Origin of the sequence: Amphritea sp. (assembly GCF_050300915.1) — a bacterium.
Classification (GTDB): Bacteria; Pseudomonadota; Gammaproteobacteria; order Pseudomonadales; family Balneatricaceae; genus Amphritea.
This window is the reverse complement of the sequence record NZ_JBNKYN010000008.1, coordinates 17,454-32,843: the sequence shown is the minus strand read 5'-3', so window position 1 is coordinate 32,843 and position 15,390 is coordinate 17,454. Positions and strand designations below refer to the sequence as shown.

The window sequence follows — 15,390 nt, the reverse complement described above, 5'->3', positions numbered from 1 at the left end:
AAATTCGAATTACTGGCATTTGGCCTGCTGGATTCGGTTGGATGGGTAGATCAATACCTTAATAGTGCGGTAATCACTTCCCTGGAGCACTTCAGAGCGAACCACTTCGCGATACTGCAGCGTCAGATAAGGGCCTCCGGAAAAATCCCCCTCGTAGACCACCTCATCCAGCAGATCGTGATCTTCCGGTGTGGCGGACTCCCGAAGATCGCTAGCGTTCTGATCGATCTGAGCGACCTGTATATGCTTAATGCGTACCCGTAACTCATCACTGGGGTCCTGCGGGTAGTGGCTGATATAGCGCACCGGGTAGTGCATGTGGATGATGGCCAGATCCGGGTCGCAGGGCGACGTACTCCGGATCAGTTCGACCCCTTCCATGATATTCTCACCAATGGGCTGTGCCTGAATCAGAGTGGCCGGCAGAACCAGCGCGCTCAGCAGTAATGCTTTAATTAGTTTGTTCATTAGTCCCAATTCCTATCTAGAACACTGTGTTCCGGCCTGCTTTGACGGTGACAGCTGCCCGCACAGTTACGGGCGGTGGAGACCGTGTCGCCTTCATGTTTACTCGGCCTGAAGTCATTCGCGTGACAGCCTGCACAATCCGGTGCATATGCCGGTGTTGGCCAAGGGATTGTCTCGCTGTTAGAGGTATGGCATGCATTACAACCAGGGTTGGCTCTGTGGTCGCCCGGATAGGAGCCAGAGCTGTGGTTGAAGTTAATACCCACGAATGAGGTTGTGTTATGGCACTCATCACAGGCTACCGAGGTAACAAAGTGGTTGCCCGGTTTGCCGGTTGCAGTATTGCCGTTATGGCAGCTTTCGCAGGTGCCTGGCGATACATTATCGTGATTGAATGTCGCGCCGAGCCAGCTATTGGTGTTATGGCAGTCATCACAGGTGTTACTGCTGGCAATATGGTTGGCGGATTTACCTGTCGCAATCACACCGTTATGACAGGTGTTACAGGTACCATTCACCTCCGCATGGTCAACCCGCGTGGTCGGTACCCACGCCACCGAGGAGTGACAGGCTTCACAAACATTGGAACTGTTGATATGGGTACCGTTTTTGCCGGTGGCTGTGGTGCCGTTATGACAGCTTGAACAGCTGCCGGTGACGCCACTGTGATCGAAGACTGCATCTGCCCAGCTGGTGGTGTTATGACAGTCATCACAGGTGTTACCGCTCTGGATATGGTTGGCGGACTTGCCCATCGCAATGGTGCCATTATGGCAGCTGCTACAGGTGCCATTGACCTCGGTGTGATCTACCCGGGTTACGGGTGACCAGCTGACCGGAGTATGGCAGGACTCACAGTTGTTAGTCGTATTGATATGGCTGCTGTTTTTACCCGTTGCCGTGGTGCCGTTATGACAGCTAGAGCAGCTGCCAGTCACGCCACTGTGATCAAATACCGCGCCGGCAAAACTGGTGGTGTTGTGACAGTCATCACAGGTATTACTGCTCTGGATATGGTTGGCGGATTTACCCAGTGCAATGGTGCCATTATGACAGCTGCTACAGGTGCCACTGACTTCGGCATGGTCCACCCGGGTGACAGGTGTCCAGCTGACCGGAGTATGACAGGACTCACAGTTGTTAGTCGTATTGATATGGCTGCTGTTTTTACCCGTTGCCGTGGTGCCGTTATGACAGCTAGAGCAGCTGCCAGTCACACCACTGTGATCAAATACCGCGCCAGCAAAACTGGTGGTGTTGTGACAGTCATCACAGGTATTACTGCTCTGGATATGGTTGGCGGATTTACCCAGGGCAATGGTGCCATTATGACAGCTGCTACAGGTGCCATTGACTTCGGCATGGTCCACCCGGGTGACAGGTGTCCAGCTGACCGGAGTATGGCAGGACTCACAGTTGTTAGTCGTATTGATATGGCTACTGTTTTTACCCGTTGCCGTGGTGCCGTTATGACAGCTAGAGCAACTGCCGGTGACATTGCTGTGGTCAAAGACTGCACCGGTAAAGCTGGTGGTGTTATGACAGTCATCGCAAGTGTTACTGCTGGCAATATGGTTGGCGGATTTCCCAATTGCAATGGTGCCGTTATGACAACTGCTACAGGCACCGCTGACCTCAGCATGGTCAACCCGGTTAACTGGCGTCCAGCTTGCCGATGAGTGACACGCTTCGCAGTTATTGGTGCTGCTGATATGGCTGCTGTTCTTACCGGTAGCGATAGTGCCGTTATGGCAGGTACTACAACTACCATTAACCTCACCATGGTCAACGCGGGTAACCGGAGCCCAGCTGGTTGATGAGTGACAGGCTTCACAGTTATTAGTGGTGTTAACGTGGGTGCTGTTCTTGCCAGTGGCTATCGTACCGTTATGGCAGGTATTACAGCTGCCATTGACCTCTCCATGGTCAACGCGGGTAACCGGAGCCCAGGTGGTTGGGGTATGACAAGATTCACAGTTGTTAGTAGTGTTAATGTGTGTTGCATTTTTACCTGTTGCGGTGGTGCCATTGTGGCAGCTGGAACAGTTGCCGGTGACACCGCTGTGATCAAATACCGCCCCGGTAAAGCTGGTGGTGTTATGACAGTCTTCACAGGTATTACTGCTTTGCACATGGTTCGCGGATTTGCCCAGCGCAATAGTGCCGTTGTGACAGCTGCTACAGGTACCATTCACCTCCGCGTGATCGACACGGGTTACCGGTGACCAGGTTGTCGGCGTGTGACAGGCTTCACAGTTATTGGTGGTGTTGATATGAGAGCTGTTTTTACCGGTCGCAGTGGTGCCGTTATGGCAGCTGCTACAGGTGCCATTCACCTCGGTATGATCAACCACCGTGACCGGTGCCCAGCTGTTTGAGGTGTGACAGGCTTCGCAGTTACTGCTGCTATTGATATGGCTGGTACCTTTACCGGTTGCCAGAGTACCGTTGTGACAGCTGCTGCAGCTGCCATTCACCTCAGTATGATCAACCCGGGTGACCGGAGACCAGCTGCTAGGCGTGTGGCAGGCTTCACAATTATTGGTGCTGTTGATATGACTGGTATTTTTACCGGTGGCCGTGGTGCCGTTATGGCAGCTGTTACAAGAGCCGAGCACCTCGGTATGGTCAACCTGGGTTACTGGTGTCCAGTTGGTATTCACATGACAGCTTTCACAGCTGTTAGTGGTGTTGATATGGCTGGAGTTCTTACCGGTGGCTGTGCTGCCGTTGTGACAGGTTGCGCAGTTTTGCGTCACATTGCTGTGGTCAAATACTGCATTGGCCCAGCCTGAGTCGGGGTTGTGGCAGTCAGCACAAGTTGCGTTCGTTGGTACATGACTGGCGGATTTTCCGGTAGCAATCGAACCGTTATGACAACTTTCACAGCTGCCCTGTACCTCATTATGATCAACCCGGGTTTCCGGAGACCAGGTGGAAGGGGTGTGGCAGGCTTCACAGTTATTAGTCGTGTTTATATGGCCTGAACTCTTACCGCTGGCGGTAGTGCCGTTATGACAAGTAGAACAGGTGCCATTTACCTCATTATGATCAACCCGCGTTACAGGTGTCCAGCTGGTATTCGCATGGCAGCTTTCACAGCTGTTGCTGGTATTAATATGGCCGCTGTTTTTACCGGTGGCAGTACTGCCGTTGTGGCAGGTAGAGCAGTTTTGCGTCACATTGCTGTGATCAAAGACCGCATTGGCCCAGCCGCTATCCGGGTTATGGCAATCGGCACAACTGGCGGTAGTGGGGACATGGGTCGCAGACTTTCCGGTAGCAATAGAACCGTTATGGCAGCTTTCACAGGTGCCTCTCACTTCATTATGGTCAACCCGGGTCTCTGGGGACCAGGTGGATGGGGTATGGCAGGCTTCACAGTTATTGGTGGTGTTAATATGGCTGGTGCTTTTGCCTGTAGCTGTAGTGCCGTTGTGGCAGCTTTCACAGCTGCCGTTAACCTGTCCATGGTCAACCTGGGTAACAGGTGACCAGTTGGTTGGTGTGTGACAGCTTTCACAGCTGTTAGTGGTATTTATGTGACCGCTGTTCTTGCCTGTTGCTGTCGTGCCGTTATGACAGCTGGAACAGTTGCTTACCCCCGGCGGATGAGCAAAGGTAGCATCGGCCCAGCCACGGTCTGGGTTGTGGCAATCTTCACAGGTATTGCTACTGGGAATATGGTTGGCCGATTTTCCTGAAGCAGTGGTGCCGTTGTGGCAGCTTTCACAGCTACCATTGACTTCACCGTGGTCGACCTGCGTAACCGGCGACCAGCTGGTACTGGAGTGACAGGCTTCACAGTTATTGGTGGTATTAATATGGCCGGAGTTCTTGCCTGTTGAGATGCTGCCGTTATGGCAGGATGAACAGTTTGTCGCTCCTGCGTGGTCAAATTTTGCGCCAGTCCAGGTGTTGACCGAGTGGCAATCCTGACAGTTATTGCTGCTGGGAATATGGTTTCTGGTTTTTCCAGTGGTGTTGAAACTACCGTTATGACAGCTGCTACAGTTGCTGCCATTGTCCGGATGGTTCCATAAGCTGATGTCACTAAAGTTGGTTGGACGGTGACAGTCTTCACAGACATTGTTGGTGGGGATGTGATTACCGCCCTTGCCAGTGGCCTGGGAACCATTGTGGCAACTAACACAGTTGTTTTCGATGCCGCTATGGTCAAATGATGAGGTCTGCCAGCCGCTGGTTGCGTGGCAGTCTGCACAGTTATCGCTGGAGGGTGGGTGATTACTCTGTTTACCGAAAGCGACCTGGTTGTTGTGGCAGGATACACAACTGCCGGTGACTTCATCATGGTCTACCTTGGGGACATCGGTCCAGCTACCCGGGCTATGACAGCTCTCACAGTTTTTACTGCTATTAATATGGTCACTGGTCTTGGCGGACGCAGGCACAATACTGGATGAGGAGTGACACGCAGAGCAGGTGTTCGGTGTACCTTTAAACATCCCTTTAATATGGCAGCTGGAACACTCTAAGTTGGCGTGCTGGCCATCCAGCATAAAGCCCGTGCTGAGGTGGTCGAACTCTTCACGGTTGGCTTTTGTACGGACGGAGCTCTGCTCAGTCTTCTGGGTTTCTGTATCCAGCTGCTGCAGTTTGTCCGGATCGGACATTGCCTGAGCGGCGGTCGGCAGCATCAGGCTGAGTAACAGCAGCATCAATAAGGGGATAAGTTGCCGCAGCATACTGGCGGCTGATGGAACAGATTTAATTGTTATTAATGACATACTTATCACCTATATCCCCCGGGTCTATTGACCCAGGTTGCTTGTGTCGTCAAACGATTCGGTCGTGTGGCATCGTTCACAAAAACGTCCGAAACCGCCAAAATGAACATCGTCGCTGCGGTGGCAGCTAAAACAATCTGAAGCCTGGTTGATATCATCCAACTCTTTAACAGGCTTAATATGGCAGGCATCACAGGGCTGTTCTTTGTGTTTGCCGGTCAGTTCAAAATCGGTCTGGGTGTTATGGTCAAACTGCCAGATACCCCAGTCGTTGGGCGTGTGGCACTGTTCGCAACGACTGCCCAGCGTTTCTTTGTGAACATCGTCGTCCTTATGGCAGTTGCTGCAAGCCAGGGCCGTATCTTTGAATGTTTGTTCCAGGTGGCACTCTTCACAACTGGTAATCGCGTGCTGGCCGATCAGGGGGAAACGGGTCAGATCGTGGTCAAAACGGATGACGCCAGTAAAGGACTCTTCATTGTGGCAGCGGTTGCAGCTGTCACCCTGTTGTCCTTTGTGGACGTCGTCACCTTTGTGACAGCTGATACAGTCCGTTTCAAGCTTGTCTTCGAGGCTTCCCTTATGGCAGCTATGGCATTCCAGGGGTTTATGGCTGCCTTTGAGTTTGAAATCGGTGTCCCGGTTGTGATCGAAGCTGCTTTTCTGCCAGTTGTTTTCGCTATGACAGTCCTTACATGCAGTACCATTTTTGCCCTGGTGGGTGTCATCGGCACGGTGGCAGTCGATACACTGATCTCCGGGTGATTTGTCATAAGGAGGATCGACATGGCAGTTATTACAGCTGGTCTCTTTGTGCGCGCCCCTGAGGCGGAATTCAGTATCGTTATTGTGATCAAACTTCAGTTTGTCCCAGCCTTTTTCGGCGTGGCACTTCTCGCACTCGCCACCAAAGTGACCACCATGAGCGTCGTTCAGGCGGTGACATGAAACACATTCTGTCGGGATATTTTTGTATTGCTCATCGGCGTGGCAGCTACTGCAGTTGACGTCGGCGTGCTTATCCAGCAGTGGGAAGTCCGTGTCATCGTGGTTGAAGCCGGTATCCTGCCAGCCGGTCTCTTTGTGGCAGTCGTCACACTGTTCGCCCAGCTTACCATTGTGCTTGTCACTCTCTTTGTGACAGTCGATACACTGGTCGGGGGCTTCACGAAAGCGATGCGACGCCTCATGGCAATTGCCACAGGCGGCCGTCCGGTGTTCGCCCTTAAGTGGATAATCGGTAAGGTCATGGTTAAACGTGGAGTGAGTCAGCTGGACAATGTCGGCGTCTCTGCCCATATGGTCAGAATGGCAGGTTTTACATTCAATGTTTTTGCTGTTTTCCATCCGGCCGTGGAATCCAGTTCCTTGTTCGATATCTTTGGCGATATTCTGATGATCGTGGCAGGCCAGACAGCGATTGCGCTGTTTGGTCTGATCAAAAGATTCATGGCAGCTATCGCACTCGGTTTCGAACTGCGCGTGGCCATTGATCACTTTACCGGGCATGAGGATAGTTTCGAAGATATTGGCTTCTCCAGGCACACTGAAGCCTAGCAATACCACCAGGGCAATGTATTTCAGCGTTAAGATGCGATCAGAGAGCTTCACTCAACCTCCGGTATAGTTATGCCGCAAACCCTGATGCCTTAGGGGTGCGGACGGAAAAGCGGAGGAATAAATAGAGATGGCCATTCCCCCGAACAGGCCTGCTGTCTTGATATGTTTCGTCTGCACAGATTGTATTAGTCGGAATTAGTTAATCGATCGGGGGCATTAAGTAATATCACCCCGGCAATAATCCGTGCGTTAATTCTTTAGTTATTAATAGCAATAACCAGACCCTTTTAAGTAAAAGCTATATTTATCAGTATGTTATGTTTTTTTGTTAAGGGTTCTCTCATAAAAGCGCGAAACAGCGGATGTTGATGTTGTCTCAAAGTCCATACGCAAAATAAGTGATAAGTTAACTTTATTAATAATATCAATTACTTACGGTGTCTCTGATTTGATACTCTCAATAATGAGAAAAAATTCTCACATGAAAATTAATACATATGAACGGCAGCAACGTGAATCAAACCGGTAATCAGTAGCATGCTAAAAAAGACCACATGAATTTTGTGCCAGTTATGAAAGAGCTTCTCATAGAAGGTGTAGACCGCCATTTTGCGTATCGCTCTGAGTAGTATGTCTACCAGCTTGCAGCTCTCTTTGAACTGTTTTTTCTCCTGTTTTTTGTCCCAGCCAGAGAGACGGGCCTGAGTGGCAATGATTGGTCGCAGGCGCCGACGCAGGCTGAAATAGGTAAGCCAGGTGCTTATGCCGATGAAGATCTTGCGTGGAATAAAGCTCAGTGCTCCAGCGCTGGGTTTCATGACATATTCTTCGAACTCTTTGATTTTATTTTGAATGGTTGGGGCCAGTCCGCTGGTTTGTTCAAGCATCTTTCTCGCTTCATGGCTGATATCCATCAGCTCTTCAATGCGGGCATGGGTGCCGAACAGGCCGTAATGGATCTGGGCGTAGATATAACGCCCGGCAACACCGCTGGCCACCACGAATAGCATCGAATAGAGGGCAACGTTACTGTTGGTCGCGCCGAGGGAAAAATTGCAATGAAAAGCGATCATCACCGGAGCAATAACACCGATAAACATGTGCAGGTTAAACCAGATTTTAATCGCCCCGGTACTGCGCATAAATTTGAATTTTTTCCGCACGGGATAGATGAAAATGAGTAGGAAAAAAACACCGGCTACAAGTCCTAGCCAGTATCCCAGCCCCCATTCAGCGGTAATCAGGTATTCATCCCGCTGTTGCCACCCCCATAGCAGAAACAGACTCAGCGCCACTGAGACGAAGGGCGCTGCAAACTGTTCAAAAGGCGAGAGGTGGAGCTTGTTTATATCGGCTTTTTGCTGTTGTTCCGCCACGTCGTTAATGCTCATCTGATTAATTTTTGTTATTGACGAATCTGGTTGATTTCAATGGTTACGTTGTTTCCAGCGGTGGGATCAATGGTCTGACTAAACCCTTCCAGGTCACCCGGAGTCGCAGTGGCACTATCACTGAACGAGATACGTGCGCCAATCACGACTGCTGTCGCGGAAGACAATTTACGGTCGGGTATCACGGCGTTGCTATCATTCAAGGTGAAGCTGAAGGGCAGTTTTGCCGGAGTCTGACGGATAGCGGCTAATGGCATTGGTGGCCCTTTATCCGCCCGGGCAAAGATAAACAGCGTGGCATTTTTATTGTTCAGTTGTTGGGCCAGCTCGGGGGTGATGTTGACGCTGCCACTGACGGATGCCTGAGCTTTATCGGGACTGTCCTTAAGCGCCTGATCAATCATCACTGCAGTCAGATTGCGGGATGTTTTGGGTTCCGGGAAGACCCGTGAGGGCTGGGCGGGCGTCTTCGCTGCCATGCCACTACGTATCTCAGCAAGACGGGCGGGTGCGAGTCCCAGCGCGGTTGCTTTTGCATAGGCTTCGTCAGCCGCAGCCTGATTATTCATGTACTGATAAGTACGTCCAAGTAAGACCCATCCCTCCATATCATCCGGTTCATTTTGCAGCCGGTCTTTCAGCTTTTGAGCCATTTGATCAAGTGGGCCAGCCTCCATGGTCGCGGTGGTTTCGGCTGCCTGGACTGCCATAAGGGAGGATGGAGTGGTGTCCCGTTGAGTCATGCCACCGGCGACGTTACCAGATTGAGTAGAGTTGCTGCTGGTCAGGACAAATGCAGTAACGGCCAGGCCTGTAGTTAAAGCCAGTGCAGTGAACAGGGTATTGCGAGTCATACTATAAGAAACTCCGTATATCAGTTTTATTCTATCAATGCATAAGTTGTACCGTTTTACTAAAACCTATGATTATCAAACAGATAATTAAATTTTATGTGTGTTATTTATCATTGTTGCGAATTTTTAATAAACGCTCTGGGTTTGGGTGTGTACTGTTGGAGACAGTTGTTGTTGTTAGTTAATTTGATTAACGTATTAAATAGCAAATCGGGTTTTCTTTTTGATAGGAGAGAGATGAAAGGGAAGGCTTCACGCTCATATTTAGTGAAGATAGAAGATCCGGACGTTTTAGTTTTAATAGGTATTACACATGAACATACAGCCTGATATTTATCAGTATATTATTATTGGCGCACCGCTACTGGCGATCTGGATGCTGTATAACTGGTACAAAACCACTCAGACCCGTGCCAATCTGGCGATTAAATCGGATGCAGTTGCTGCCGGTCTGACTGAGCCGGCATCACTGCATCCGATTATAAACAGTACACTGTGTCTCGGTTGTGGCTCCTGTGTTAATGCTTGTCCGGAGGCTAAACATCAGGTTCTGGGGCTGATTGATAATAAATCTGAGTTGTTAAACCCCTCTGACTGTATTGGTCACGGTGCCTGTAAAACGGCCTGTCCCGCTAACGCTATCGAGTTGGTATTTGGTACAGAGCGGCGGGGGCTGGATATACCCAATGTTAAACCGGACTTTCAGACGAATATTCCCGGAATCTATATTGCCGGAGAGCTCGGCGGCATGGGGCTGATTAAAAACGCCACCGAGCAGGGGCGTAAAGCGATGGAGTCGATTGCCAAGGCGCCGGGAATGGGCAGCGGTGGTGATCTACTGGATGTGCTTATCGTGGGGGCTGGCCCTGCGGGAATTACCGCCACACTGGGAGCAATGGAAAAAAAACTGACGGTTAAAACCATTGAGCAGGAATCGTTGGGTGGTACGGTGGCGCAGTTTCCCCGCGGTAAGCTGGTGATGACCGCCCCGGCAAAACTACCACTGGTGGGGGAGTTTCAATTTAAAGAAACCACCAAAGAGAAACTGATCGACTTCTGGGCTGAAGTCGAACGTAAGACCGGCCTTAAGGTTAACTATAAAGAGCGGGTTGATCATATTGATCACCTGCCGGATGGCGGCTTCGAGGTGACTACCAATAAGTCGGTATACCGTACCCGGGCCGTATTACTGGCAATTGGTCGCCGGGGAACTCCACGTAAACTGGGGGTTCCGGGAGAGGAACAGAGTAAAGTAGTCTATCGTCTGGTTGATCCGGCGCAGTATAAAGGTAAACATGTTCTGGTGGTTGGCGGGGGCGATAGTGCTCTGGAAGCCGCCACCAGCATCGCGGAAGAGCCGGGCACGACGGTGACGATCTCCTACCGTAGTGCCGCATTTGGCCGGGCGAAAGAGAAGAATCGCCGTAAAGTTGAAGAGGCTGTTGCAAGTGGCCGGTTGAACTTAATGTTAAGCTCGACAGTCAATGAGGTATTGGAATCAGAAGTGGTGCTTAATTGTAACGATGAGCTGCACCGGTTACCCAATGACAGTGTGATCGTATGTGCTGGTGGTATTCTGCCGACCGGTTTTTTGAAGCAGATAGGTATAGAGGTCGAAACGAAATATGGTACTGCCTGATCGGGCTGTTGATTCGCGGTGGTGGTCCGCCCCACTTTTCATTCTGGCAATCTGTTTGCTGAGTTTACCTTTCAATCTATCCCCGGCTTATGGTGCCCACCAGGAGCTGGGCGATGTCAAAGCCGCTATTCGTGTTAAGGATTATAGCGGCGCTCAGGCGTTACTCAGGCCTTTGGCCGAAGGGGGTGATGCGGAAGCACAATATATGCTCTCTACGCTCTACCGTAACGGTCAGGGGGTGACTAAAAGTCATGAAAAAGCGGTGTACTGGCTGGAAAAAGCCGCAGATCAGGGGCATGTGAAAGCGATCTATAACCTGGCGGTTATGTATGAAAAGGGCTGGGGTGTCGAGCAGGATTTAGCGCGGTCGGAACAGTTGATGGCCCTTGCGGCTGATGCGGGACATCCGCTGGCACGGCGTCAGATGCATAAAGACGCATCAGAAACCCGGCAAAAGAAACAGTTAAAAGAGTATCGTGCGGTCGACACAGACAAGGCCTTGTTGTGGCTGGCGCAGAAGGGAAGTAATCACGAGTTAAAACAGTTGCTGGAGCAAAAACCGGATATCAACAGCCATGATGAAAATCAGCGCACCGCCTTGTACGAGGCCGCTGAAGCCGGACATGTCGAGACTGTAAACATTCTGCTGCAGGCCGGGGCTCAGGTTGGGCTGGAGGACAAGTTTGGTGTCACCCCTGTGATGGCCGCCGCGCAGAATGGACATACTGAGGTTGTCAAATTACTGCTGAAAGCGGGAGCGGATAAAGCGGCGCATGATGATAATGGTAATACGCTGATGCACCTCGCTGCCGGTAGCGGCCATCTGGATACTGTGAAGTTGCTGGTCGCTTCCGGGGTAGGGATGAATGGTATTAATCACAGTGATTATACCGCCCTGGATCTGGCAGTTAACCGCGATCATAAAAAAGTTGTTAGCTGGTTAAATGCTAAAGGCGCGAAACGCAACAATCTGGCACCTCCTGAACGCGATGCCTCACTGGTAGCACTTGAAGCGTTAAACTCAGTTGATCAGGTTGTGACCGGAGACAGCAATCCTTTCCAGGGCTGGTCGGCACTGATGCTGGCTAGTTGGCGTGGTCAGGATAAAGTGGTGGCTGAGCTGTTACGCAGCAAGCCCGATCTGAATCAGGTTGATCAGGAGGGGCACACACCGCTGAGCCGAGCGGTGTGGCAGGGTAACACTGACATTGCAAAAATGCTGATCAATGCCGGTGCCAATGTAAACCACCGGCTGCCCGACGGGCACAGTTTGCTGATGCTCGCGGCTGAACGGGGCTTCGATAAGATTAGTGCCATGCTGATTAAAAAAGGTGCAGATCAGCGGCCACTGTTGGAAAACGGTGATGGTGCACTGATGCTGGCGGTTAAAAACGGACATGCTGAGATTGTTAAACAGCTGTTGGACAGTGGCTCTGGCAAGCTCCTCAAACGGGAACAGGCAAATGTGCTGCTGGAAGCATCCGCATCTGACCTGCCACAGCTGATTGAACTGCTTGTTAGTCATGGTGTTGATCCCGATACCCGGGATAAACAGTCGCGAACTGCGCTCTGGTATGCCGCTGATCATGGTGCGTTGAAGGCGATGCAGGCTCTGAAGGACAAGGGGGCGAATCTTAATCTCGCTGACCTGAATGGCAGTTCACCGCTGATCCGGGCGATCTCGCGTAAACAGATTGCGTCACTGAAATGGCTGATTGCTGCCGGAGCCGATATTAATCAACCGGATGGTAAAGGTAATACGCCGTTGATGGTTGCCGCCGCAGCGGGTGATCGCAACAGTGTTATTCTGTTGGCGGAGCAGAGTGCCGCAATCAATGTGCGCAATCAGTTTACTCAGACCGCGTTGATGCTGGCGGTTAATGGTGGGCATGTTGAGGTTGCTGAATGGTTGTTGGATAACGGTGCTCAGCCACGTCGTAAAAATCAGCTGGGCCAGGATAGTTTCAAGCTTGCTGAAGCCACTGGAAATAAAGCGATGCTTGAGCTGTTAAGACAATATCGTTAAGCGCCGAAGCTATACAGAGTCATTCTGTTTAGCTTTGGTTTGCCCTGTTTCTATTTTAAACCGCACCTCTGGCAGGTTGGTCAGCTATCTGAGTAGCTGGAAAGATCTGCCCCGGAAACTGAAAACCAGTGACTCAGGTCTGATCTCCGCCAGTCGTAAGTCACTGTTCAGGTTCTGTCCCTCATGTAGCATTTTGCCATTTATTCTCGCCATCCGCTGATCCGGAGCCTGCGCATAGATATGCACCGATACTTTCAGGTCGGGAATCGTGTTCTGAGTGTCAGCGTCCAGCTCACTGAGTAGCGGAATTCTGGTGCTGTGGTTATCTGTGAGTGCCAGCGCATCCGCCATTGAGGAACTATCTGGCGCAGTCGACGGCGCTGCTGCTATCTGAGGGGGGGGAGGTTGTCTTAATGGCGCCAGTTGTTCTATCAGTGCCTGGTTGAGAAGGCTGCGGTTGAGTTGCTCAACATCGGGGTTGGGGAGGGCGATCGTGGTTTTTGTGGCGCCAGCAGCTTTCATTGCGCTAGGCGCTTCTGTAACGGACAACGGTGCTGCGGCTGCAGGTTCCGGGTCTCCCTCCAGTGGTGCAAACGGATCACGATGATAGCGTTGTATCGGGCTTGCATCCTGAGAATCATTCGTTAACGGGTCTGCAGTCATCGGCAAAGAGGGCGCTGTACGACGGGTCTGGGAAAGGCTCTCTGGGCTGCTGATCACCTCAGGCGTATTTTCGGCGGCTTGCGGCGGCAGACTGCGCGGTTCTGTCAACGGAACAAAACCGGCTGTAACGGCGGTGGTGTCTGATGATGGGGCGGGCCATATGAGCAGAACAATATTTGCGGTCAGCAGCGCTGGAACGATCCAGAGCCATTTTTGGCGTTCAGGTTTGGGCCTGGAAGGGTGGCTTTGGGGCGTAGCGATATCGATGACTGGCTGGCTTTTACGCTCCTGTTCCGACTTTTTCAAGGCATCGAGAATATACGACATCTATGGCTCCCGGTTGCTCAGTAGTAGCGGAATATTGCGGTCCACCAGGGTGTTGAGACGAATCAGTGTTTCGGGGCCGATAATGCCATCCTGCAGCAGGTTCTGACTGCGCTGAAACGCCTTGACGTAGAGTACCAGCTGATCATCAAAAGAGTCATTCATCACGCTTTGAAACAGTGGCGATAGCTGCGCCAGTTGCTGCTTAATCCAGAGAATATGGGGGCCGTTGCTGCCGGGCTTTGTTAGCTTATGGTAGCCTTCGGGAGGTCGCCAGAGCAATGTGTAGTTAAGCAGACTCGAATCATCCAGCTGAGATAACGGGGTTGTCCAGCGATGGTAACCATCGGTGAAAATGGCGACACCATTATCGATAGCTATAAGTGTCTGACTGTTGAGCACGGTATTTTGGCCGAGTGTGCGCACCAGCGCCGGACGGTTATTGCGCTTTAGTTGTTGCCAGCTCCCTTGCTGATGCAGGCAGCGTAAACCGTTATCCAGAGCAAACAGGCACGGGTCCTGATTATCCGGCATCTGCAGTTGCCAGATGTCGAAGAGAGACTGATAAGCCCGGACTTCAGCATTAACCCCGGTATCAGTCGTGGGCTCGGCGCTCGCCTCAGACTGGTGTAAATCACGGGCCGGTTGAGTGGCTGGTGGGGGCTTATCGGTGAGGCTGGCTGCTATCAGTGATGAGTTGGAGGTCTCTTCGCTCGCCGTGACGCTCTGTATCAGCGGAGACGGGGCAACCGGGTTAGAGGGTTCCGGGTCGAAGGCTGTTGCCGGCTCGGGAGAGGCAGCGGATGATAATGGCGATGGCTCAGTTGCTTCTGGCGATGTTATGGCGTTGCTTGTCTCTGGTTGCACTGAGTTGGTTGCGTTAGTCTCTGCTGCCACCGTCGCTGTTGGCGCTTCCTGACTCTGAACGATGGTTGCCTGTGCTGCTGTCGTTTTCGATAACCAGTCACTGGCTGTTGGATAGAAGCGATAGATCAGCAGGGCGATAAAGATACTGCCAAGAGCGACGGTTAGTGGGCCGAGAAAAGAACCTTCAGGTTTGGATCGGTTTTCGCCAAAGACCTCTTTGGCTGCCTGATAGAGTATCTCTGTGTTGATGGCGGGCTCGTTGCGGGCATAAGCTCCCAGCAGCGCCCGGTCACAGATAATGTTGATCAGCCTGGGAACCCCGCCGCTGAGGTAGTGAATCTGTTTGATCAGGTTGCCTGGCACCGGGCTGGGGGTTTGCGCCACCGGTTTATAACCGGCTATTGCCAGGCGGTGATTGATATAGTGCTCCGTTTCTTGTAGTTGCAGCGGTGCCAGATGAAACCGGGCGGTAATTCGTTGTGCCAGCTGTTTTAGTTCCGGGCGTTCAATCAGTGTCCGTAGTTCGGGCTGCCCAAACATGACGATCTGCAGCAGCTTTTTCTCCTTGGTTTCAAGGTTGGTTAACAAACGCATCTGCTCAAGTACTGCGGGGCTGAGATTTTGCGCCTCATCGATAATCAGAATGGTATTCTTACCCTCACCATGGCGCTTTAACAGGTGATGATAGATCGCATCCGAGAGTCGCTTGATACTGAGGTTTTGCTGGTCATAACCGATATGCAGTTCATCGCAGATGCTCGCCAGTAACTCTTCTGAACTCAGCGTTGGATTGAGGATAAAGGCGACTTCGGTATCTTCCGCAATATGATCCAGCATGCAGCGACACAGG

General features: G+C 51.6%; 9 protein-coding genes. 2 read left to right on the top strand and 7 right to left on the bottom strand.

From position 1 onward, the window contains the following. Positions 1-9 precede the first annotated feature (9 nt). From ACQY8X_RS03555 to ACQY8X_RS03535, 5 genes are all read right to left on the bottom strand, one after another. Positions 10-468, bottom strand: coding sequence for a hypothetical protein (locus tag ACQY8X_RS03555; protein WP_428033765.1), 459 nt, complete (start codon positions 466-468; stop codon positions 10-12). After that, positions 468-5,216 carry a hypothetical protein gene (locus ACQY8X_RS03550; protein WP_428033764.1) on the bottom strand — a complete coding sequence of 1,583 codons (4,749 nt, stop codon included), beginning with the start codon at positions 5,214-5,216 and terminating at the stop codon, positions 468-470. The genes ACQY8X_RS03555 and ACQY8X_RS03550 overlap by 1 nt, the downstream gene beginning before the upstream one ends. A 24-nt stretch (positions 5,217-5,240) precedes the next feature. Beyond that, positions 5,241-6,827, bottom strand: coding sequence for a cytochrome C (locus ACQY8X_RS03545; protein ID WP_428033763.1), 1,587 nt, complete (start codon positions 6,825-6,827; stop codon positions 5,241-5,243). A 437-nt stretch (positions 6,828-7,264) separates the two neighbouring features. Beyond that, positions 7,265-8,167, bottom strand: a complete 903-nt coding sequence (locus tag ACQY8X_RS03540) for a hypothetical protein (RefSeq protein ID WP_428033762.1) — start codon at positions 8,165-8,167, stop codon at positions 7,265-7,267. Between the two features lie 14 nt (positions 8,168-8,181). Then, a complete protein-coding gene (locus ACQY8X_RS03535; RefSeq protein ID WP_428033761.1) occupies positions 8,182-9,021 on the bottom strand; it encodes a c-type cytochrome biogenesis protein CcmI/CycH in 840 nt (279 codons plus the stop codon). A gap of 313 nt (positions 9,022-9,334) precedes the next feature. Here ACQY8X_RS03535 and ACQY8X_RS03530 point away from each other — a divergent pair, with 313 nt between their 5' ends. Together ACQY8X_RS03530 and ACQY8X_RS03525 are read left to right on the top strand one after the other, a co-directional pair. After that, positions 9,335-10,660 carry an NAD(P)-binding domain-containing protein gene (locus ACQY8X_RS03530; protein ID WP_428033760.1) on the top strand — a complete coding sequence of 442 codons (1,326 nt, stop codon included), beginning with the start codon at positions 9,335-9,337 and terminating at the stop codon, positions 10,658-10,660. Between the two features lie 55 nt (positions 10,661-10,715). After that, a complete protein-coding gene (locus tag ACQY8X_RS03525) occupies positions 10,716-12,686 on the top strand; it encodes an ankyrin repeat domain-containing protein (RefSeq protein WP_428033759.1) in 1,971 nt (656 codons plus the stop codon). Positions 12,687-12,770: 84 nt separating this feature from the next. Here the strand turns inward: ACQY8X_RS03525 and ACQY8X_RS03520 are convergent, their stop codons facing one another. Then, positions 12,771-13,676 (bottom strand): general secretion pathway protein GspB, encoded by a 906-nt coding sequence (locus ACQY8X_RS03520; RefSeq protein WP_428033758.1) that lies wholly within the window; start codon positions 13,674-13,676, stop codon positions 12,771-12,773. Continuing rightward, positions 13,677-15,390, bottom strand: a 1,714-nt coding sequence (locus ACQY8X_RS03515) for an AAA family ATPase (protein ID WP_428033757.1), incomplete at its 5' end; no start/stop codon positions are given.